Source organism: Allobosea sp. 10L417 (assembly GCF_056395485.1).
The window spans coordinates 169233-189215 of record NZ_JBFTJP010000002.1 but is presented as its reverse complement, the minus strand read 5'-3'; the positions used below and the strand labels follow the sequence as shown (position 1 = coordinate 189215).

Sequence of the window (19983 nt, the reverse complement as noted above, 5' to 3'; positions counted from 1 at the left end):
CTTCAGACCGCGAATTTCAACCCCTTGATCGCCGCGAAATCCTGCACGCCGCCGCCCACGCGCTTGGTCGTGTAGAACAGCACATACGGCTTGGCGGAATACGGGTCGCGCAGGATGCGCACGCCCGCCCGGTCGACGACGAGGTAGCCGCGCCGGAAATCGCCGAAGGCGATCGAGACCGCGTTGTTGGCGACGTTCGGCATGTCTTCCGCCTCGACCAGCGGGAAGCCGAGCAAGGTCGCTGGCGCACCGGCGGAAGCTGGCGGCTGCCAGAGATAATTCCCGGTGGTGTCCTTGAACTTGCGGACAGCGGCCTGCGTCTTGCGGTTCATCACGAAGGAAGCGTTCTGGCGATAGCCGGCCTTCAGCGCGTAGACGAGGTCGACCAGCACGTCGGACGGGTTCGAGGCGGCGAAGGCGCCGGCCACACCGGTGTGGAGCACGCCGATATTGCCCCAGGCCCAGCTCGCATCGGCTACGGTCGGGTAGGCGAGGAAGCCCTTCGGCTTGTCGGTGCCGTCGCCATTAACGAAGGCGGCGCCCTCCTGCTCGGCGAAAGCGCTCTCGGCCTCTTCGGCGATCCACTGGTCGATGTTGACGATGGCATCGTCGAGCAGCGTCTGCGTCGCGGCCGGCATGGCATAGAGTTCCATCGCCGGGAAGGAGAGCTCGGCCAGGGTGGGCGAACCCGTCTGCGGGCGCGCCGCGGTCTCCGCGACCCAGCCCGCGGCCGGGCCGGTCGTCGAGAAGGCCTTCTTGTAGGTGCCCGACGAGATCGTCCGCACTGTCGCCAGCGACCGGATCGGCGAGACGCTGGCCAGGCGGCGCAGGATCTCGCCCTCGACGGTCGAAGGCGCCAGGTAGCCGCCATCCGGGCCGGAGCCGGTGGAAAGCGCCTTGGCCTCCAGCCGCTTCAGGCCGCCGGCCTCGCCGGTGCGGACATAGGCCGCGAAGGCCGCCTTGTGCTCGGCGACGAGCGGGTCGCGGGCCGGGCCGTCCTGGCCGAGCGGCGGGCGGGCCCGGTCGAGAGTCAGCCGGTCGATGCGGCGCATGGTGTCGTCGAGCGCGGCATCCATGCGGATGAGCTTCTCCTCGGTCAGCGGATCGGCACTGTTGCGAGCTTCGATCCCGGCGAGGCGCTCGTCATTGGCGGCGCGATAGCTATCCAGCGTGTAGCGCAGATCCTCGAAGGCGAGCGCGAGGTCGGCGCCGGCCGCCTTGGTCTCCGGAGCATGGTCGAGATGGGTCATGGATTCTCCTCGGGTGAAGGTCAAAGGAAAGCGAGGTTGCGGAAGGCCGTCTTGACGGCGCTGATCCGGGCCTGGGGCAGCATCGGGAAGGTCACGATAGAGACCTCCCAGAGATCGACGCGCTCGAGCCGGCGCAGCCCGGAGCGGGGCTCGTTGCGGGCGCGATCGGGGCGGAAGCCGATCGACAGCCCGTCGATCGCACCTTCCCGCATCAGGGCATGGATTTCGCGAGCGCGGGCGACGGCAAGCGAAAGCCGGCCGCGCACGAAGAGGCCGCGGCTGTCCTCGCTCAGGCTCAGCCAGCGGCTGAGCGGCTCGGCCGGGTCGTGCTGCCAGAGCAGCTTGACGCCGGAGGGCCCGCGCCGGGCGAGACTATCGCGGAAGGCGCCGGGCTCGACCACGTCCTTCCCGAGATCGGGGATGCGGAACAGGCTGGCATAGCCCTCGAAGACCCCGTCCGGCATGACGCGCGCCGGCTGCAGCGGCAGCAACTTGGATTCGAGTGGAAGCCGATGCGGGCCGTTCATCGGCCTCCCTCCGCGCCTTTGCCGGCTTGCGGACTCCCTCCCTCCAGCTTCGCCAGCGTGCGGACGAAGCTGCTGAAGGTCTCCGTCGTCACGCCTTGGGGGCGCGCCTTGGCCGGCTGTGGCCGGCCGGTTCCCGGCCTGGTCGATGGCGGTTTGGCATCGCTGCTGCCCTTCATGATGGATCCCCCTCGTGGCGCGCGTTGAAGCGGTTGAGTTCGCGGACGAAGTCGTCGAAGCGGCGGTTCGCCGCGGTCAGTTCGCGTAGGACGAGCCAGGCGAGGCCGGAGGCGCTCGCGGCCCAGAGCAGCAGGCCGAGATGGCCGACATCGGCCCGGCCGATGAAGGCCGTAACGATTTGGTCGAGCATGTTCATGATTGCTCCTTCCCGGAGGCGCGCCGGCCGTAGCCGACCGCTTCGCGTTTCTCGTCGTCGTCGAGGAAATTCGCCGCGCCGACGCGCCGCCAGAGCGATTCGCGCTCGTCTGCGAGCGCCTCGACCGCATCGAGATCAGGTTCCAGCAAAAGGTCATCGCCGAAGGCGGGGCCAAGCCATTGCGCCAGCGACTGCGCCGTGCGTCTCACCAGTGGGATCACGGTCTGGCGCCAGAGTGCGCGGTTGGCCTCGGCGAAATTGGCGTGCGTGTTGTCGCCGGGCAGGCCGAGCAGCAGCGGCGGCACGCCGAAAGCGAGCGCGATCTCGCGCGCCGCCGCGCCCTTCGCCGAGACGAAATCGAGTTCCGCCGGGGTTAACGAGAGCGGCTTCCTATTATCAACGAGAGACACCGAAATTCGTCGCCAGTGCTGCTGACGAGTGAGGTCGGGCGCCATCCGCTCGGGTGCAGGCGGCGTAGGCTACAAGGCCATTCTCCCCAACATGCTTGCGACAAGCAGCGGTTGCAGTAGGGTCGCCATCAACGACCGACTCCCGGGGGCCAAGTGACCACAGACCTTCAAGACATCTCGCGACGCCTTTTCGCTGCGGCCGATCAACTTTGGACCAACAGCAACCTGCGCCCGGATCAGTACGCGCAGCCGGTGCTGGCGCTCATCGCTCTTCGCCAGATGGAGGCCAAATTCGAAGCGGTCCACAACGACCTACAGCCTCACTTCAAGGGTCGCCTGAAGCCCACGCCGGCCGACTATCAAGCCCGTGGTGCGGTCTACCTCCCGGAGGTGGCCCGCTTCTCGCGGCTGCTGGCGCTGCCCGGGACCGCGGACCTTGGCGCCGAGCTGAACGCCGCCATGAAGGGGATCGCCGAGGCGAACCCGGACCTCGCAGGTGCGCTACCCCAGGGCTATCAGGGTCTGCCGAACTCCGTACTGCAGGAGCTGCTGCGCCTCCTGGCACCGCTGAAGATCGAAGGGGACGCCTATGGGCTCATCTTCGAGTACTTCATGGGCCAGTTCGCCTCCTCCTTCATGCAGAAGGGTGGCGAGTACTTCACCCCAGCCTCCATCGTGAAGCTCATCGTCGAGGTAATCGAGCCCTATCACGGCGCGATCCTCGATCCGGCTTGCGGCTCGGGTGGCATGTTCGTGCATTCCGCGGAGTTCGTCCGCCGCCACCACAAGGCCCCCGAGAGCGAGATCAGCGTTTTCGGCGTCGAGAAGATGGCTGACACACTCCGCCTCTGCCGCCTCAACCTGGCGATCCACGGGCTCTCAGGTGATCTGCGCGAAGCCAGCAGCTACTACGACGACCCGCATAAACTCATCGGGCGGTTCGACTTCGTGATGGCGAACCCGCCCTTCAACCAGTCGGAGGTTGACCGGGCAAAGCTGGTCAACGAAGCCGGGACGGTTGATGCGCGGTTCCCGTTGGGGCTGCCTACCGTCAACAACGCGAACTACCTCTGGATCAACCTGTTCTACGCTGCGCTGAACGCGACGGGTCGCGGTGGTTTTGTGATGGCCAACAGTGCCTCGGACGTGGGTGGTAGCGAGCGCGAGCTTCGGAGGAAACTCATTAAGACCGGTGCGGTGGACTGCATCGTCGCGGTGGGCCCAAACATGTTCTTCACGGTCACCCTACCGGTGATGCTCTGGTTCCTCGACAAGGGCAAAGCAACGGGCCCACGAGGCGACCAGGTCCTGTTCATCGATGCACGGCACTTTTTTCGACAAGTGACACGGGCCCACCGAGTCTTTGATCCGGACCACATCGAGTTCATCGGCAACATCGTCAGGCTGTGGCGCGGAGAGGAGATGGAGACCCACGCTGGCAGCAAGCCACGCATGACAGAGGTCTTCCCAGATGGCCGCTATCGGGACATTCCGGGCCTCTGCAAGGTGGTCGGGCGGGAAAAGATTGAGGACGAGGGCTGGAGCTTGAACCCTGGACGCTATGTGGGCGTCGTGCCAGGGCAGCCGGTCGAGGATGGGGAGTTCAAGTTGAAGCTGGAGGCCCTGCAGGAGGAACTGGAGGCGTTGAATGCCGACGCCGCTGGACTTCAGGCACGGATCGCGCAGAACGTGGCGGAGCTGTTCGACGCATGACGATCCCCACCGGATGGCGAAAGATGGTGCTCGCGGACGTATGCAGTCTCCGGGGTGGCTCGGCATTCAAGCCAGCCTTGCAGGGGCGGACTTCCGGCAAGTACCCCTTCATCAAGGTTCGGGACTTCAACTCTAGCCAGAACCTGATCCGCATCAACGACGCCGACCACTGGGTTGAGGAGACGGATACATCTTCAATCCAGGGAAAACCGTTCGTCTCGGGAACGTCGGTGTTCGCGAAGATCGGAGAGGCGCTGAAGCACAACCGAGTTCGATTGCTCACGCGCCGAACCTTCATTGACAACAACTTGATGGGCGCGGTGCCCAAGCCTGAGGTGGTCGAGCCCAACTTCTTGTTTCAACTTCTCCGAACGTTCGACTTCGGGGCGAGCAACGCGGGTACCGCAGTTCCATATCTTACCGCCTCCAATCTTGGGCGGTCGGAAGTGTTGGTGCCGCCACTCGACGTGCAAAGTCGCATCGTCGCTATCCTCGGCGCGTATGACGACCTGATTGAGGTGAACCGGCGCCGGATCGCGCTAATGGAGGAGATGGCGCGGCGCCTGTTCCAGGAGTGGTTCATTCACTTCCGGTTCCCGGGGCATGAAGGCGTGCCTGGAGGTGACCAACTGCCGGACGGCTGGCGTTTAGTCCCTTTCGGCAGCCTCGCAGCCGAAGTACGGGACGCTATCGATCCGAGTGATGTGGGCGGCGCGACACCATACGTCGGACTGGAACACATTCCTCGCCGATCCACGACCCTCGATGATTGGGGGCGGTCGGACGAGGTCACGAGCTTAAAGCTGCGGTTCACGCGCGGCGATGTCCTGTTCGGTAAGATCAGGCCGTACTTTCACAAGGTCGCTTGGGCTCCGATTGCTGGAGTTTGTTCCTCAGACGCGATGGTCTTCCGCAGTAGATCCGCGGACCACGCAGGCCTTGTCCTCGCCGTCGCCTCCAGCGACCAATTCGTCGCGCACTCGGTGCAGACGTCGAACGGTACTAAGATGCCCCGAGCCAACTCCGGTGTCCTTGCTCAGTATCCGGTCCCGCTGCCGCCCGAGGAGCTGCTCCATAGGTTCAATGGCGTGATGTTTGATTGGGTCGAAATGGCAGCTGTGCTCAACGCAGCCAACCGGCGCCTCGTCGCCTCCCACGACCTCCTGCTCCCCCGCCTGGTCTCTGGAGAGTTGTCGGTCGCCGCTGCCGAACACGAGCTGAAGGCCGCGGCCTGATGCGTCCTGCTGGTGCCTCGCCCTCCCTCTCAGGCACTATCGCCAGTGAGATGGCCGTGGTGGAGGTGCCGGCCATCGAGCTGCTGCAGTCCCTTGGTTGGCAGCATCGTGACCTTATGCAGGAGGAGCCGGGGGCGAAGAACCCCACAGGGCGTCTGTCCTTCCGCGAGGTGATCCTCCCCGCTCATCTCCGCGTTGCGCTGCGCCGGCTGAACCCTGCGTTGCCGGAGGAGGCGTTGCAGCAGGCCGAGGCGAAGCTGACGGAAGACCGCTCCGCCATGTTGCCTGTAGCGGCCAACCGAGAGGTCTACAGGCTCCTGCGCGATGGCGTTCCCGTCGAGGTGCGGCAGCCGGATGGCTCGCTGAAACCGGAGCGCATCGCCCTGATCGACTGGACGAACCCGGCCAGCAACGACTTCTTCCTCGCGTCCCAATTCTGGATAGAGAGCGACCTCTACAAGCGCCGGCCGGACACGGTCGGCTTCGTTAACGGAATTCCCCTCCTACTCGCGGAGTGGAAGGCCCCGATGCAGTCTGTTCAGGAAGCCTACGAGGCCAACCTGCGGGACTACCGCGACACCATTCCGCGAATGTTCGACTTCAACGGCTTCACGATCCTCTCCAACGGCCTGGAAGCCCTCATGGGCGCAGGCCATGGTCCTTTCGAGAGCTTCGCGCCGTGGAAGAAGCTGGAGGAGGACGACCCCACGAGCGTGGCGATGGAGACCCTGTTGCGGGCGACCTGCGAGCCGCCGCGCTTCCTCGATCTTATCGAGAACTTCCTGCTCTTCGACGATGCCCGTGGTGGGTTGCGGAAGGTGGTCGCGAAGTACCATCAGATGCTCGGCGTAAACCGCGCCATCGAGGCAGTCGAGCAGATCGGGGAGAACCGCGGCCGCCTCGGCGTCTTCTGGCACACCCAGGGCAGCGGCAAGAGCCTCTCCATGGTTATGTTCGCCGAAAAGGTACTGCGCCGCCTCGGTGGCAACTGGACCTTCGTGGTGATCACCGACCGGCAAGAGTTGGACGAGCAGATCGCTGGCACATTCGCGACCGTCGGAGCACTCTCTAAGAAGGTCGCTGACTGCCAGGCCCAGAGCCGGGTTCACCTCCGTGAACTTCTCGCTGGCCAAGAGCGATACGTTTTCACGCTGATCCACAAGTTCTCAGTCGAACGTGGCGAGGCGATGCCGGTGCTGTCGACGCGGAGCGACATTATCGTCATCACCGACGAGGCCCACAGAAGCCAGTACGACCAACTCGCCGCCAACATGCGCCGAGCGCTGCCCAACGCGGCCTTTATTGGCTTCACCGGGACGCCACTGATCGCGGGCCAGGAGGAGCGCACCCGCGAGGTCTTCGGCGACTACGTCTCGGTCTACAACTTCGCGCAGTCCATCGCGGACGGCGCCACCGTGCCCCTCTACTACGAGGCGCGGAAACCGGAGCTGCAGCTCGACGCCGAAGAGCTTCGGGACGACCTTGATGACCTGCTCGACGAAGCCGCTCTCGACGAAGATCAGGAGAAGCGGCTGCAGCGGGAGTTCGCCCGGCAGTACCACCTGATCACCCGCGAGGACCGGTTGGACCAGGTTGCCGCCGATCTCGTTCGCCACTTCGCAGCCCGTGGGTACCTCGGCAAGGCGATGTTCGTCGCCATCGACAAGGCCACTGCGGTCCGCATGCACGACAAGGTGAAGGCCAACTGGACGGCGCTACTGATGGCTGAAGAAGCGCGACTGGCGGCAGCTCCCGAAGAAGCCCGGGGCGCCCTTGCGGAGCGCTTGGAGTGGATGCGCTCGGTCGATATGGCGGTGGTGGTCAGCTCGTCGCAGAATGAGATTGCGGACCTCAAGGCGAAGGGTCTCGACATACTTCCCCATCGCGAGCGGATGCAGAAGGAGGACCTAGAGAGCAAGTTCAAGGATCCGGACGATCCCCTCCGGATCGTCTTCGTTTGCGCGATGTGGATCACCGGCTTCGATGTGCCGACCTGCAGCACGGTCTATCTCGACAAGCCGATGAAGAACCACACGCTGATGCAGACCATCGCCCGGGCGAACAGGCGGGCGCCGGGCAAGAGCGCGGGCGTCATCGTCGACTATGTCGGCGTCTTCTTGAACTTGCAGAAGGCCCTTGCGATCTACGCGGGGCAGCAGGGCGGTGGCGCTCCGATCCGGAATAAGGGCGAGCTGGTCGCCGTGTTGGACGAGGCGCTGGCGCGAGCGCGAACCTTCTGCACGGGCGTGGGTGTCAACATCGACGCCATACTCACGGTGGACAAACTGGCGCGGCTGGCACTGATCGGAAAGGGGGTCGAGGCCCTGATCGCACCGGACGAGCGACGACGGGAGTTCTTCCGCCTCGCGGGAGCCACCACGCGTGCCTACAAGGCTCTCCTGCCGGACGAGAGAGCTGCCCCCTACCTCAAGCCCGTGGCGGCCGTCCACGTGCTCGCAGAGGCCGTGCGGGGTAAGCTCGGTCCTGTGGACATCGCCGCCATCTCGGCAAAGATCGAAGCTTTATTGGACGAGAGGGTCGAGGGCGTGGCGATCACCGCGCCCATCATCCAGGGTGACGAGGCCGGAGGGCGTGTCGACCTGTCCAGCATCGACTTCGAGAAGCTCGCGGCACTGTTCGCTAGCCAGCCCAAGACGGCGGCCGAACAACTCAAGACGGCGGCCGAGAGGAAGGCCCACGACATGGCCGCGAAAAACCCAACCCGGGTTCACCTCGTCGAGAAGTTCGAGAAACTAGTCGACGAGTACAACCTCGGCACACTCGACGCCGAAACCTTCTTCGCCGCGTTGAAGAAACTCATCGCCGAGATGGGCGATGAGGACCGCCGGGCGGCTCGCGAAGGACTGAGCGAGGATGAACTCGCGATCTTCGACCTTCTGAGCAAGCCCGAACCTAGGCTCACTAAGGCCCAGGAGGTCGAAGTGAAGAGGGTGGCCCAAGAGCTGCTGGAGAAGCTCCAGGAGTTGCTGCACGTGAACCAATGGCAGTTGCGGCCTCAGCCCCGCGCCGCGGTTCAGTCGACGATCCGGTTCGCGCTGAACGATCTCCCCGAAGAGCCCTATCCGGAGGAGGTCTGGAACGAGAAGGTCGATGCCGTCTGGCAGTTCGTGTTCAGCCGGTATCGAGCAGACGCAGGTGCAGTCGCGGCGCGTTGAGCGAAGCTCGCCGCCGCGCGAAGGCTCGGCCATTTTGCCGCAAAAATCTGAGACGCCATCCACATAGCGGCGGGCGCCATTTCCCCCCGCACCACCACCCTTCCGCTCTCGTAGGCGACCAAGCGTCGCCTTCGGAGCCCACACAAGCGTGGCGCGGCGGCAGTGTTCCTTGGAGTGGGCGCGGAATGGCCTTCAAGTCCCGTGCAGCGTTCCACAGAGCTTGCCCTAGTGGGCCGTTCCAAGATCAGCTGCCTTCGTTCCACACGAGTGGTCCATTGACATTCGCGCCAACATCTAAGAACCTAGTGGAACAACGCGACTGGAGACAGCCATGCTCATCGGATACGCCCGCACCTCCACCCTCGACCAGATGGCGGGCCTCGAAGCCCAGCAACGGGACCTCAAGACGGCCGGCTGCGAGCGGACCTACCTCGAGCAGGTGTCATCCGTCGACGTGGCGGAACGGCTGGAGTTGGCCCGAGCCCTCGACAATCTCCGCCCTGATGACGTGCTCGTCGTGACCAAGCTGGACCGTCTGGCCCGTTCTATGGCCCACTTGATGGAACTGCTGAAGCTCGTCGAGGGCAAGGGGGCCACCCTGCGCATCCTCTCGATGAACCTCGACACCGGAACGCCTACCGGGAGGCTGATGCTGAACGTGCTTGGAAGCGTGGCTCAGTTCGAGCGCGAGATCATGCTTGAACGCCAACGAGAGGGGATAGCCAAGGCCAAGGCCGCCGGGAAGTACAAGGGCCGGGCGCCAACGGCACGGGCCAAGGAGGGACAGGTCGTGTCGCTGGCGGCCAAGGGCATCAGCCTGTCGGAGATCGCCCGGCAACTTGGCATCGGAAAGGCCAGCGTCCATCGCATCCTGAAGAACGGCCAACTCGGCACGAGCAGCCCTCATCAGACAGCACCGCAATGAAAAGTGGAGTCACTGCACTTTTGCTTCGACTCGCGAGCGTTGGTGCATTGTTCACGGTCAGGCATTACGCTCGGGCTAGAAACCGCACATGATCCGTCGTCCGGACTCCGCTGTTGATCACTCGCGAGCACACTCAAGAAGCCCTCTCCAGAGCATACGTGCACGCACTAGCAGGGGTGGCGGGGGTCAATCTGACTCGCCCGGAAAGCGACTACGGGATTGACGGGGCGTTTCAGCCGGTTCGGATCATCAACGGCGCACGTGTGCCATCTGCCTTCCCGGTCGAGTATCAAATGAAGGCAACAACCCGCTGGCAGCACGAGGGCGCATTCGTCACCTATGACCTTGAGGTCCGCGCTCACCGCATCTTGACGGACCGCGAACCCGGACAGGCGATGGCGATCCTCATCCTGCTCTGCCTCCCACGCGATGAAGCTACGTGGCTGAACGGCAACGAGCAGCATTTGCGACTCCAGCACTGCTGCTATTGGTTTCGCCCTGAAGGTCCGCCTACAGCCAACGTATCAACCGTCCGTATCCGCATCCCGCGGTCCAACGTGCTGACGCCAGATGCTCTGAAAAACATCATGTCCAGTGCTCGCGCTGAGGCGATGCGATGAGCGAGCCGGTCGATCTCATCGACAGCGTCCCGCTTCATGCGCTGAAGCGATACCTCGCCGCGTTGGGGTGGAGCCGTCGCTTGCTTTCAAGCGGGAACGACCTGTTCTCGACGGCGCGGGAAGGCCAAGAGGTAGAGATCATTCTGCCTGAGAACAGCGGCGCACGAAACCTGCGGACTCTGGTCCGGGGTGCACTCGACACCTTGTCAGCTTTGGAGAACCGCTCGGATGCCGATATGGCGGCGGCCATCCGTGCGATTGGGTACGACCTTGTCCGGTCACGACTTCCCGACACGGCGGTTCGCGCTGGGACTATTCGGCTAGGAGCAGCGGAAGAGTTCATCAGACGAATGGGAAAGATGCTGGCAGCGGCGGCACATGCCGAGCTTCATGTCGGTCCGTACGCCCAGCGCCTGAGCGCCATCGCCACATCATACGCCAGTGAATGCAGGTTCGGGCACACCTTCAGGGGCAGCTTCGGCTTCACCGTCGAGTCGCCGGTTGGGCCCAACACTCTGAACACCGGCGAGCTATCGCCAGCGCCTGAACTCAGCCGGCGATCCGTCATGCGGTTGGCGAGAGGGCTTCGCATCATCGAGAGCGCCATAGTCGACGAAGAGCCATCGCAGATCGTCCAGGCTTATGGGCAAGGGCTCAACGCAAACGCCTGCGAAGACCTTGCGGCGATGATCGACGCTCCTCAGGTCGGCAAAATCAGGTTCGACATAGCGTTTTCTCCAGAGTGGGGGCTGCCCGATGATGTCCCACGTTGTTCGGCTGTAGTGATCGAGCGCGACGGCGGCGTCGAGGTGATCCGCGAGGCCGCCAAGGAACTACGCACGGTCAACTACGAGAAGCGGCGGACAGTCGTCGGAAAGGTACGCAGGCTGCATTCGATGGAGGACACGCCAGCTGAACTATTCACCATCTCCGGTGTGCAGGAGATCACCGTTGAATGGCAGAGCGAAGAGTTTGGAAAGCTGCTAGTTCGGGCATCGGTCGGGCCTGAGGAGTATCTGCAAGCTCACGAGGCGCACCGTGACGGCAGGCAGGTGTCTCTCTACGGAGAACTGGAACAGCGTCCTTGGCGCCTAGAGAACGCTCGGGACTTCAAAGTCCTGTAGACTTGCAGCTCCGCCATCCCGATTTTATTTCTGTCTCTGTCTGTCAGGGTACGGACGCAACTAATCAGGACATCGAATGGCCGGCCTATGCCGTGCTCCGGGGTGCGGCAAGCCCGCCACCCGCTACGGGCACTTCTGCACGACCCACAAGAGCCGCTGGAGACGTCATGGCGACGTCGGGCAGGTGGGCATCACCAAGGAGGTCCTCAAGCCCTACGCGAACCTCGTGAGGGCTAGGATCGAGAAGAACACAGTCAACCCCACATGGACCACCTGCGATGAGCGCTGGCAGGCCGTGGTGGCCCACGCGAGGGGCATCCTCGGGGACGCCGACAGGGGCGTGCCAGGGAGCCGCAATGAGAGGATTGCCGCCAAGGCCATCGTGAAGCTCGGAGCCGACGTCGAGCCCCGCGTGGTCGTGGAGACCGTGCTCGCCATGTACATGCTGTGGGACCTAGAGCCCCGCAGGTTCCGCTCTGACGGGGCCTTCAGGAGGCAACTGGTTCGGCGGGTGATGCGCCTCAGCGAGATCAACGTGGGCGAGTGGTACGACCACCAAACGGGGCGGATGAAGCGGGCCTATCGGGACTTCACGCCGGGCTCCTCCGACGTCATCGCCGGGTGGCTGGTGGAGACGTTGGGGTCTGTCGGGTTCCATCTCGCCAGGCTCCACCGGGCGGATATCGAGAAGGGCCAGCAGCAGAAGGCCGAGTTCCATAAGGCGCTGACGGACCTCGCATGAACGAGATGGCTGGCGCGGTCGAGGCCATGGAACTCACCGACATTCCCGAGGATCGCTTCTTCAACCCTTGGCGGGTGCCTGTGACGGCCGCCGCGAGGGAGTTCGTCGAGGAGATCATCCGCGACGTGGAAGCCTTCGAGCAGGCCCAGAAGCTACGCCAACGGAAACGGCGCCCGGCTGATCAGGAGACCTTTCGATCGACCTTGTCGGCCCTAGTTTGCGACCTCGCCCACACAATACTCAGCGATGCCGAGGCCGGCTTCGTCGTCAGTCGGTCCTTTCAGGAGTTGGGTCGCAGGTCGCGCTACCGCGCCCCGGCGCTCAACAAGACCTTTCCCGGTCTACTCGACATGCTGGGGGCGCCGAAGTTGGCCATCATCCGGCAAGACATCGGGTTTCAGCGGTTCCAGAAGCCCGGCCAGCGGACCCGTGTCCTGCCCGGAGCAGCCTTCCTTGAGCGGTTCGGCCGTGTGGCCCTGCAGTTCGAGGACCTCCGCGAAGACCGCGCTGAGCTGGTTATCCTGAAGGCGGAGAAGGAGGGGCACTGGGACACCGGCCGGTTAGTCGAGTACCCCGACACGCCAGACACTTCGAAGGTCCGGGCGGACGTTCGGCGGATCAACAACTTCCTCCGCGATGCCGATCTCAACTTCGACGAAGGCGAGGTGGAACTCCGCCGTCCACTGGACCTGACGAACCGACAGTTGAAGCGCATCTTCAACAACGGTCGCTTCGACAGCGGGGGGCGCCTGTTTGGGGGTTTCTGGCAGCCGCTTTCGAAGAAGCATCGCCTAGCGGGCCTGACCATCGACGAGGAGGCCGTGGCCGAGCTGGACTTCGGACAGATGTCTCTGCGGACCTTGTATGGCTTGGAAGGGAAGCCCGTGCCCGCTGGCGACCTCTATGCCATTCCGGGGCTTGAGGATTGGAGGGAGGGGACTAAGCTCTTCATCAACGCCCTCCTCTTCACGGAAGGACCGAGGACGAGGAAGCCACAGGGGACCAAGACCATCTTACCCCGTGGGGTTTCAGCGGCGGAGTTGATCCGGCGGATCAGTGAGTTCCATGCCCCAGTCGCTCATCACTTCGGAACCGAGATTGGACATCACCTCCAGTTCATCGAAAGCGAGGTGATGATGGGGGTACTGCTCGCTCTGTTGGACGAGGACATCGTCACCCTCCCTATCCACGATGCGGTGATGGCTCCCTCGTCGAGGAGTGACCGGGTGTTGGAGGTGATGAAGGAAGTCTTCGAGAAGAGGGTTGGTGCTGAGGCCCTGATCTCGGTGACGATCTAACAGCCGAGAGCACAGGGCTCGGGTCTCCCTCTCTAATTGAGCCACCTCAGCTTCCTGTATATAGGGACCCGTAACTCCCCCTCCGTTCACCACAGCCGGCCGTACCCTTCAGCGAGCACCCACGCGGCGGCGAGCACGATGGCTCCGAGGACGCAGAGGGTCGCAGGCCACCCTCTGGCCACCAACTGGGCTCCCTTCCATCGAACCTCGATCTCATTCTGACTTGGGTTCTTCATCGCCAGCGGCCCTCCTGTTGGTGCGCCTTGTCGGCTTGATCGGGTAGAACATCGGCCCCCAGTTCAGATACGAGCGTCCGCCGCTCTTCCAGACGAACTCAAGGTGGCCTCGTGGCTTCCTGCGCGATGCCTCACGGTCGAAGTGGATCACGATGTGGTCGAGAACCTGCCGCAGGAGGACTTGGGCCCTCGGCCGAATGTCACCCTCCCCCTTCTCCAGTAGGTCGTCGAGGTCAGTCAGGCGCTTCATGACCACAGGCCGAGCGGTGTCGCGGAACGCTGCTTCTAGCGCCACCTTCCGCGCCTTCATCTCGACGAGCGCCTCGTCCAGCCGCGCCAGCCGATCCACAAGCTGAGGAAGTGGTCGCTGGGCGATTGCCTCCACCAAGCTCGCCGCCTGCTCCTGCGTGATGCTCATGTGGTCTTCGACCCGATTGAGTTCTTCCATCAGGTCTTCGTCATGGGTCGGCGCGTCCTCAATGAACTTGAACATCTGCTCCCGGAGCGTGTCCTCCAGGGTCTCCTGCCGAACGGTGCGGCACTCGCAGGATTGGCCGAGCTTGGCATTGTGGCACACGAAGACGTGGTAGAACGGCTTTGGCGCCTGTCCCTTGCGTGTCCGAACCATCGGACCGCCGCATTCCTCGCACTTTACCAGCCCCGAGAACATCGAGGCGATGGCTCTCGTCGATGGCCCCGCCACGGGCTTGTCGAGGGCTCTGACGGCCTCGAAGGTCTCTTGGGTGACGACGGCCGGGTAGTAGTTGAGGATCGGCTCCAGCGGCTCCCTACGCCCTCCAACCATCCGATGGGGGACGAAGGTCCCGACCGCCGCGGGGTGATTGAGGACTAGACGGACATACGACCGATGCCACCATCTCGCTCGTCCGAAAGGCTTGAGGCCCTCCCTGTTGAAAATCGCCGTGATGGCATGTTGTCCATGACCTTCGAGGGTCAGGTCGTAGATGCGGCGCACGATGGCGGCTCGTTCCTCGACGACCTCAAACCCCTTACCGACCCGCTGGAGCCACGCAGGGACCAGCGACGTGATGGCCTCCCCCGCAGCCGCGCGAGTTCGCTTCCGAAACCAATCAGCCTTGATCCGCTGGGACTTGGTCTCGCTCTCCTCGTTCGCCCTAATCATCTCCAGCAGGGAGACCAGAAGGTCTACGGGGTTCGCGTTCACGGTCGCCCTGGAGTATTCCTTCGGCGTGCCTTTCAGCGTCACGAGGGTGATGCCGGCGTTGACGATCTGAAGGAAGGTGGCTTGCGCGTCGAGGATGGCCTCGCGGGAAACTCGGTCCAGACTCTCGACAAGCAGGTAGCTGCCAGACGGGATGATCTCCTCTTCGACAGCGTCGAGGAACGCCCTCAAAGCGCCCTTGCGCCGGTTCTTGCCGGAGAAGGCCGAGACGCCGAGGTCCTCAAAGGTTGTCGTACGGTCGAGTTCCAGGCCCTTCTGGCGGCAGTAGTCCTCGGCTAGCGCGAGTTGGCGACGGTGACTGTCGCCCTTGCTCTGCTCGGCCGTCGAGAAGCGCAGGTAGCTGTACGCCTTGGGCTTCGTGGGGGTGGTGTCGTGCATGATGTCCTCGCCGAAGCAGTCGTAACTTCGGTGTCTTTTGAACACAACTGGTTCCAGTCGAGACCGCCTTCAAGCAGCAGCGGGCGGCCGGCATTGCGCGCCCCTTGAAAGGAATCCTCCAGCTCCTGCTTCAGCCGGTCGAACTGCGCCTCGGTCAGCGTCGCGCCTTCCGGCCCGTCATAGACCAGAGCGCCCGAGGGCCTTGCGGCATTGTCGAGCAGGGCCTTGTGCCAATTGCTGGCGGCGTTGTGGATGTCCAGTGCACTCGCCGCCGGCTCGACCGGCGAGAGGCCATAGTGGTCGTCGACCGGGTGGAACAGCGTCAGATGCAGGATCGGCGGCAATTCGCCCTCATCCTGCCTGAAACGCACCGTGTCGCCGCCGACGGTGTAGTCATAGCCCTCCGGCCAGCCGTCGCGGCCGGGCACGACGCGCATCCGGTCGGGCCTCAGCGCATAGAGCTCGCGCGGCTCGCGACTGGTGCTCACCGCCTCGACATAGGCGTTGCCGGCAACGAGCAGATGGCCGAACAGCATCTCGCGGAAGGCGATGCCGCCCTGGCGGGGATTGGGCCGCTCGACCAGCGCCAGCGCCGGATGCTCCGGCATCTCGCGGTCTGCGACCTTGGCGACGAGCGGCGTCTGCGCCGCGGCCTCCGCGATCAGGCGGATGCAGCGATGCACCACCGGGTTGCGCTCATAGCCCTCGCGCGACAGGGCGACATAATCGCGGGGCGTCCAGACCGCCCGCCCCGCCTCGTGCAAGGCGATGAGCGGCCCGACGCGCGAGCGCTTCTGGTCCGGCGCGGCTCGGCCGCGCAGGTTGCGAAGGAAATCGAACATGGAGGTCTCGCTGTTGGAGCGTGAAACGACGTGGCGTCATGGTCGGGCTTGACCCGACCATCTCGGAAACCAGCGCCCTCTCGTCATGAGATTCCCGGGTCGAAGCTTCGCTGCGCCCGAGAATGACGCCTCTACATCCCCCTCACCCGCGGCCGGCCCTTCGGCGCGAGCATCAGATGGGTCAGCGCCCAGACGAGCGCGTCGAGCCGGTCGGGCGAGCGGCCGCCTTCGAGGCCGCGCGGCCCGAAGGCGCACATCTCGTCCTCCAGCTCCGGGAAGGTGCCGGCATGGCGCACGCGGCACTGCGCATAGAGCGCGGCGACCGGCTCGGCGCGCAGGTATTTGCCGCGCGTTGCCCGCACCGAGAGCACGGGAACGCCGGCATCGACCTCGCGGATCACGCTCTCGACCATCTCGCCGCCTTGGTTGACCTCAACGACCAGCGCATCCGCCTCGTGCCGGCGATAGAGCGCCACGGCCCTCTCGGCCCACTCCTGCGGCCGTGCGCCGGCAAGCGTCGCATCCTCCAGCACATGGCCGATGCCGTCGCGATCGATGCCGGCCACAACCAGCCCGCAGCGATCGGCGCGCTGCGAGGAGGAGGCCGGTGGATCGACGGCAACGGCGATGCGGGCGAGCGGCGGATGCTGCCGCTCGCGAGCCGCCTCGATCATCGCGCGGGTCCAGAGCGCGTCCGGGCTCTCCTCGACGATCTCGCCATCGAGCTCCTGCCGGCCGAGGCGCGTCCCGCCATAGGTTTCGGTGACGGTACGGACGAAGTCCGCGGCGAGGTTGAAACGATTGTCCCGCGTCTTCGCCCGGCTGACCGCGACATGCGGCTCGGCCAGCAGGCGCTTGACCAGCGGCACCGGGCGCGGCGTCGTCGTGATGACCTGCCGAGGGTGATCGCCGAGGCGAAGCCCGAATTGCAGCATGTCCCAGCACTCCTGAAGGTTCGGCCATTTCGCCATTTCGTCGGACCAGGCCGCGCCGAATTGCGGCCCGCGCAGCCCTTCCGGGTCTTCCGCGGAGAAGACCTGCGCGATCGCGCCGTTTGGCCATTGCAGGCGGCGCAGCGAGGGCTGCCAGATCGGCCGCTCCCAGCGCGTGTGGATTGCGAGCAGGCCGGAGACACCCTCGATCATCACGTCGCGCACCTGACCCTGGGTCTCGCCGATCAGGGCGATGCGCCCGGTCCGTATCTCTGCGAAGGGCGGATGGCCCAGTGCCATGCCCTTGACCCATTCGGCGCCGGTGCGGGTCTTGCCGGCGCCGCGTCCGCCGAGGACGAGCCAGATCGGCTTCGCAGGTTGGGGCGGCAACTGGTCCGGCCGCGCCCAGATCGTCCACTCCGCCATCACGGTCTCGACAATCTCAGATGGGGCCGTCTCCACCAGCTTCTTGAGCACCCTCACCCGCCTCTTCGGCGGCAAGTGCTTCAAGACGTCGAGCAAGCTCCTGACGGAGCTGTGCGACATGTCGCAGACCGTCCGCAGCAGAGAGTTCATCAGGCTGCTTATCCCTTTTCGCGGTCTGCGGCTCTTCGATCGCGACCAGCTCGCGCACGGTCCGCGCCAGCGTCGCCAGTGCCTTGGCGTCGGCCTCGCTCGCCGGTGCCCCCTTCGGCAGATCGGCGAGATGCTGCTCATGTGAATCGAGCTGGCGCTTGGCGGCGTGCCAGAGCTGGCCCACCACCGCTCTCCGGGAGACCGGCTGGCGTTTTCGCTTCGGTGCGGCGGGCGGTGGCAATGTTTCCATGCTGTCGTCTTCGGCCATGCGTCCCTTCCCGGATGACGGGCACGAAAAAGCCGCCGGCTGAGGGCGCGGCGGCTTCGTTCGGGCAGATTTCGTGAGCGTTCCTGATCTCTACACGATCAGCGTCACGTTGTCAAGATAATATTCCTACAACCTGGAGGCGCAAACTGCGAGAAAAAGTCAGGCTTGTTCCTTCTCGATCCATTTGTAGGTCGCGGCCGGAACGTAGTTCCCCATCCGGTCCAGCAGCGTCGCCGGCTCGGTATCGGTCATCGCCATGGCGCGATGGCTCTGCTTCAGGAAACCAGCCTCGACGGTCTGGTCGAGGAAGGTCGCCAGCGGATCGTAGAAACCCGCAACGTTCAGCAGGCCGAGCGGCTTGGCATGGATACCGAGCTGCCCCCAGGTCCAGATCTCGAACAGCTCCTCGAAGGTGCCGATGCCGCCGGGCATGGCGATGAAGCCGTCCGAGAGCTCGGCCATCCGCGCCTTGCGGGTGTGCATGGTGTCGACCACCTCGAGCCAGGTCAGCCCGATATGGCCGACCTCCTTGTCCTTCAACGCCTTGGGAATGACACCGTGAACCTGGCCGCCCGCTTCCAACGCCGCGTTGGCGACAATGCCCATCAGCCCGACGGCACCGCCGCCATAGACCAGCGTCAGACCGCGCCGGGCGATCTCGCCGCCCATGGCCCGGGCTCCCGCCGCATAGACGGGATCAATGCCGGGATTGGAACCGCAGAAGACACAAACCGATCTCATGTACCAAGAGCCTGCAAGATACGGGCCCAGGAACGCTGGCCCTTGTGGAAGGAGGACATGTCGTACTTTTCGTTCGGCGAGTGCACTCGGTCGTCGTCGAGGCCGAAGCCGACGAAGAGGGTATCGATGCCGAGCGTCCGCTTGAAATCGCCACCGACCGGGATCGAGCCACCGCTGCCGATCGAGACCACGCGCCCACCCCATTCATCGGCGAGTGCCGTGCGCGCCTTCTGAAGCACCGGCGAATCCGTCGGGACCGCCAGCGCCGGCGAGCCGGAATGGCTGATGAACTCTGCGGAGACATCCTCCGGCAGCCGGTCGCGGACGAACTGACGGAAGGCTTCGGCGATCTTGGCCGGATCCTGATCGCCGACGAGGCGGAAGGAGACCTTGGCCGAGGCTTTTCCGGGAATGACGGTCTTGCTGCCCTCGCCGGAATAGCCGCCCCAGATGCCGTTGACGTCACAGGTCGGGCGCGACTGGATCTGCTCGATCAGCATGCGCCCCTTCTCACCGATGGAATGCTTCAGCCCAACCTGCCCGAGGAACTCCTTCTCCGTCAGGTTGAGATCGGCCCACTCCGCCTTCTGGGCATTGGTCGGCTCATGCACGCCTTCGTAGAAGCCGGGAACTGTGATGCGGCCGTTCTCGTCGTGCAGCTCGCCGAGGATCTTCGTCAGCACATGGATCGGGTTGCAGGCCGCGCCGCCGAACAGGCCGGAATGCAGATCGCGATCGGCAGCCGTCAGCGTCACCTCCTGATAGACCATGCCGCGCAGGGTCGAGGTGATCAGAGGCGTCTCGCGGTCCCACATGCCGGTGTCGCAGACCAGCGCGTAGTCGGCCTTCAGCTCGGCAGCATTGGCCTTGATGTAGCCGGGAAGGTTGACCGAGCCGGATTCCTCCTCGCCCTCGACCAGGATCGTCAGCCCGATCGGTAGGTCGCCGGTCTCAGCCAGCATCGCGCGCACGGCCTCGATGAAGGTCATCACCTGCCCCTTGTCGTCGCAGGCGCCGCGAGCCGAGATGACCTTGCGGCCGGGCTCCAGCTCGCGCACGGTCGGCTTGAACGGGTCGGTGTCCCACAGGCTCAGCGGGTCGACCGGCTGCACGTCATAATGCCCATAGAACAGCGCATGCGGCGCGCCCGGCTTCGGCCGATGGGCGAGGACGACGGGGTGTCCGCCGGTCTCGCGCAATTCCGCCTTGAAGCCGAGAGATTCAAGATCGGCCCTCAGCCATTCGGCAGCGGCGCGTGTCTGCGCATTGAACGCCGGATCGGTGCCGATCGAAGGGATTTCGAGCCAGGAAGACAGGCGTTCGAGGGAAGCGTCGAGCCCGGCGTCGAGACGGTCGAGAATAGCGGGGAGCTTGGTCATGGCAGCCATCGGAAGCGATTCAGGTGACGCCATC

The 19983-nt window shown here is 64.5% G+C and carries 17 protein-coding genes and 1 pseudogene; 8 read left to right on the top strand and 10 right to left on the bottom strand.

Annotated elements, in window-relative coordinates; all coding sequences use genetic code 11:
* Positions 1–2 precede the first annotated feature (2 nt).
* From AC1DE3_RS07055 to AC1DE3_RS07040, 4 genes and pseudogenes are all read right to left on the bottom strand, one after another.
* Positions 3–1250, bottom strand: a complete 1248-nt coding sequence (locus tag AC1DE3_RS07055; RefSeq protein WP_476779831.1) for a phage major capsid protein — start codon at positions 1248–1250, stop codon at positions 3–5.
* A 20-nt stretch (positions 1251–1270) separates the two neighbouring features.
* Complete coding sequence (locus tag AC1DE3_RS07050; protein ID WP_441511148.1) at positions 1271–1777, bottom strand: HK97 family phage prohead protease; 507 nt, start codon at positions 1775–1777, stop codon at positions 1271–1273.
* Between the two features lie 172 nt (positions 1778–1949).
* A complete protein-coding gene (locus AC1DE3_RS07045) occupies positions 1950–2150 on the bottom strand; it encodes a hypothetical protein (protein ID WP_441511147.1) in 201 nt (66 codons plus the stop codon).
* A pseudogene (locus tag AC1DE3_RS07040) lies at positions 2147–2539 on the bottom strand (phage portal protein); the annotation flags it as partial. The gene AC1DE3_RS07045 and the pseudogene AC1DE3_RS07040, both read right to left, overlap by 4 nt.
* A gap of 174 nt (positions 2540–2713) precedes the next feature.
* Here AC1DE3_RS07040 and AC1DE3_RS07035 point away from each other — a divergent pair.
* From AC1DE3_RS07035 to AC1DE3_RS07000, 8 genes are all read left to right on the top strand, one after another.
* Positions 2714–4273, top strand: coding sequence for a type I restriction-modification system subunit M (locus AC1DE3_RS07035; RefSeq protein WP_476852290.1), 1560 nt, complete (start codon positions 2714–2716; stop codon positions 4271–4273).
* Positions 4270–5508, top strand: coding sequence for a restriction endonuclease subunit S (locus tag AC1DE3_RS07030; protein WP_476852289.1), 1239 nt, complete (start codon positions 4270–4272; stop codon positions 5506–5508). The genes AC1DE3_RS07035 and AC1DE3_RS07030 overlap by 4 nt, the downstream gene beginning before the upstream one ends.
* A 50-nt stretch (positions 5509–5558) precedes the next feature.
* Positions 5559–8684: a type I restriction endonuclease subunit R gene (locus AC1DE3_RS07025; protein WP_476852288.1), complete on the top strand. Its 3126-nt coding sequence runs from the start codon at positions 5559–5561 to the stop codon at positions 8682–8684.
* Positions 8685–9015: 331 nt separating this feature from the next.
* Positions 9016–9609: a recombinase family protein gene (locus AC1DE3_RS07020; protein WP_476852287.1), complete on the top strand. Its 594-nt coding sequence runs from the start codon at positions 9016–9018 to the stop codon at positions 9607–9609.
* Between the two features lie 113 nt (positions 9610–9722).
* A complete protein-coding gene (locus AC1DE3_RS07015; protein ID WP_476852286.1) occupies positions 9723–10229 on the top strand; it encodes a DUF4365 domain-containing protein in 507 nt (168 codons plus the stop codon).
* Positions 10226–11353, top strand: coding sequence for a hypothetical protein (locus AC1DE3_RS07010; RefSeq protein ID WP_476852285.1), 1128 nt, complete (start codon positions 10226–10228; stop codon positions 11351–11353). Before AC1DE3_RS07015 ends, AC1DE3_RS07010 begins: the two co-directional genes overlap by 4 nt.
* A gap of 184 nt (positions 11354–11537) precedes the next feature.
* Positions 11538–12095 (top strand): hypothetical protein, encoded by a 558-nt coding sequence (locus tag AC1DE3_RS07005; RefSeq protein ID WP_476852284.1) that lies wholly within the window; start codon positions 11538–11540, stop codon positions 12093–12095.
* Entirely contained in the window at positions 12092–13393 is a 1302-nt protein-coding gene (locus AC1DE3_RS07000; protein ID WP_476852283.1) for a hypothetical protein, read from the top strand. The genes AC1DE3_RS07005 and AC1DE3_RS07000 overlap by 4 nt, the downstream gene beginning before the upstream one ends.
* A 213-nt stretch (positions 13394–13606) precedes the next feature.
* Here the strand turns inward: AC1DE3_RS07000 and AC1DE3_RS06995 are convergent, their stop codons facing one another.
* The 6 genes from AC1DE3_RS06995 to AC1DE3_RS06970 all read right to left on the bottom strand — a co-directional run bounded on the left by AC1DE3_RS06995 (position 13607) and on the right by AC1DE3_RS06970 (position 19949).
* Positions 13607–15211 (bottom strand): recombinase family protein, encoded by a 1605-nt coding sequence (locus AC1DE3_RS06995; protein WP_476852282.1) that lies wholly within the window; start codon positions 15209–15211, stop codon positions 13607–13609.
* Positions 15109–16053: a phage portal protein gene (locus AC1DE3_RS06990; RefSeq protein ID WP_476852281.1), complete on the bottom strand. Its 945-nt coding sequence runs from the start codon at positions 16051–16053 to the stop codon at positions 15109–15111. Before AC1DE3_RS06990 ends, AC1DE3_RS06995 begins: the two co-directional genes overlap by 103 nt.
* 131 nt (positions 16054–16184) lie before the next feature.
* Positions 16185–17411 carry a DNA-packaging protein gene (locus AC1DE3_RS06985; protein ID WP_476852352.1) on the bottom strand — a complete coding sequence of 409 codons (1227 nt, stop codon included), beginning with the start codon at positions 17409–17411 and terminating at the stop codon, positions 16185–16187.
* A 16-nt stretch (positions 17412–17427) separates the two neighbouring features.
* Complete coding sequence (locus tag AC1DE3_RS06980) at positions 17428–17829, bottom strand: hypothetical protein (protein ID WP_441511127.1); 402 nt, start codon at positions 17827–17829, stop codon at positions 17428–17430.
* Positions 17830–17988: 159 nt separating this feature from the next.
* The gene (locus tag AC1DE3_RS06975) at positions 17989–18570 is read right to left on the bottom strand and encodes an LOG family protein (protein ID WP_441511126.1); all 582 of its coding nucleotides are present in this window, start codon (positions 18568–18570) and stop codon (positions 17989–17991) included.
* A complete protein-coding gene (locus AC1DE3_RS06970) occupies positions 18567–19949 on the bottom strand; it encodes a dipeptidase (RefSeq protein WP_441511125.1) in 1383 nt (460 codons plus the stop codon). Before AC1DE3_RS06970 ends, AC1DE3_RS06975 begins: the two co-directional genes overlap by 4 nt.
* Between the last annotated feature and the right edge of the window lie 34 nt (positions 19950–19983).

Coding starts and splice junctions, on each gene's coding strand:
- AC1DE3_RS06985 (WP_476852352.1), bottom strand. CDS start 17,411: ATGGCGGAGTGGACGATCTGGGCGCGGCCGGACCAGTTGCCGCCCCAA.
- AC1DE3_RS07000 (WP_476852283.1), top strand. CDS start 12,092: ATGAACGAGATGGCTGGCGCGGTCGAGGCCATGGAACTCACCGACATT.
- AC1DE3_RS06970 (WP_441511125.1), bottom strand. CDS start 19,949: ATGACCAAGCTCCCCGCTATTCTCGACCGTCTCGACGCCGGGCTCGAC.
- AC1DE3_RS07020 (WP_476852287.1), top strand. CDS start 9,016: ATGCTCATCGGATACGCCCGCACCTCCACCCTCGACCAGATGGCGGGC.
- AC1DE3_RS07050 (WP_441511148.1), bottom strand. CDS start 1,777: ATGAACGGCCCGCATCGGCTTCCACTCGAATCCAAGTTGCTGCCGCTG.
- AC1DE3_RS06995 (WP_476852282.1), bottom strand. CDS start 15,211: ATGCACGACACCACCCCCACGAAGCCCAAGGCGTACAGCTACCTGCGC.
- AC1DE3_RS06975 (WP_441511126.1), bottom strand. CDS start 18,570: ATGAGATCGGTTTGTGTCTTCTGCGGTTCCAATCCCGGCATTGATCCC.
- AC1DE3_RS06980 (WP_441511127.1), bottom strand. CDS start 17,829: ATGGCCGAAGACGACAGCATGGAAACATTGCCACCGCCCGCCGCACCG.
- AC1DE3_RS07025 (WP_476852288.1), top strand. CDS start 5,559: ATGGCCGTGGTGGAGGTGCCGGCCATCGAGCTGCTGCAGTCCCTTGGT.
- AC1DE3_RS07010 (WP_476852285.1), top strand. CDS start 10,226: ATGAGCGAGCCGGTCGATCTCATCGACAGCGTCCCGCTTCATGCGCTG.
- AC1DE3_RS07045 (WP_441511147.1), bottom strand. CDS start 2,150: ATGAACATGCTCGACCAAATCGTTACGGCCTTCATCGGCCGGGCCGAT.
- AC1DE3_RS06990 (WP_476852281.1), bottom strand. CDS start 16,053: ATGTTCGATTTCCTTCGCAACCTGCGCGGCCGAGCCGCGCCGGACCAG.
- AC1DE3_RS07030 (WP_476852289.1), top strand. CDS start 4,270: ATGACGATCCCCACCGGATGGCGAAAGATGGTGCTCGCGGACGTATGC.
- AC1DE3_RS07055 (WP_476779831.1), bottom strand. CDS start 1,250: ATGACCCATCTCGACCATGCTCCGGAGACCAAGGCGGCCGGCGCCGAC.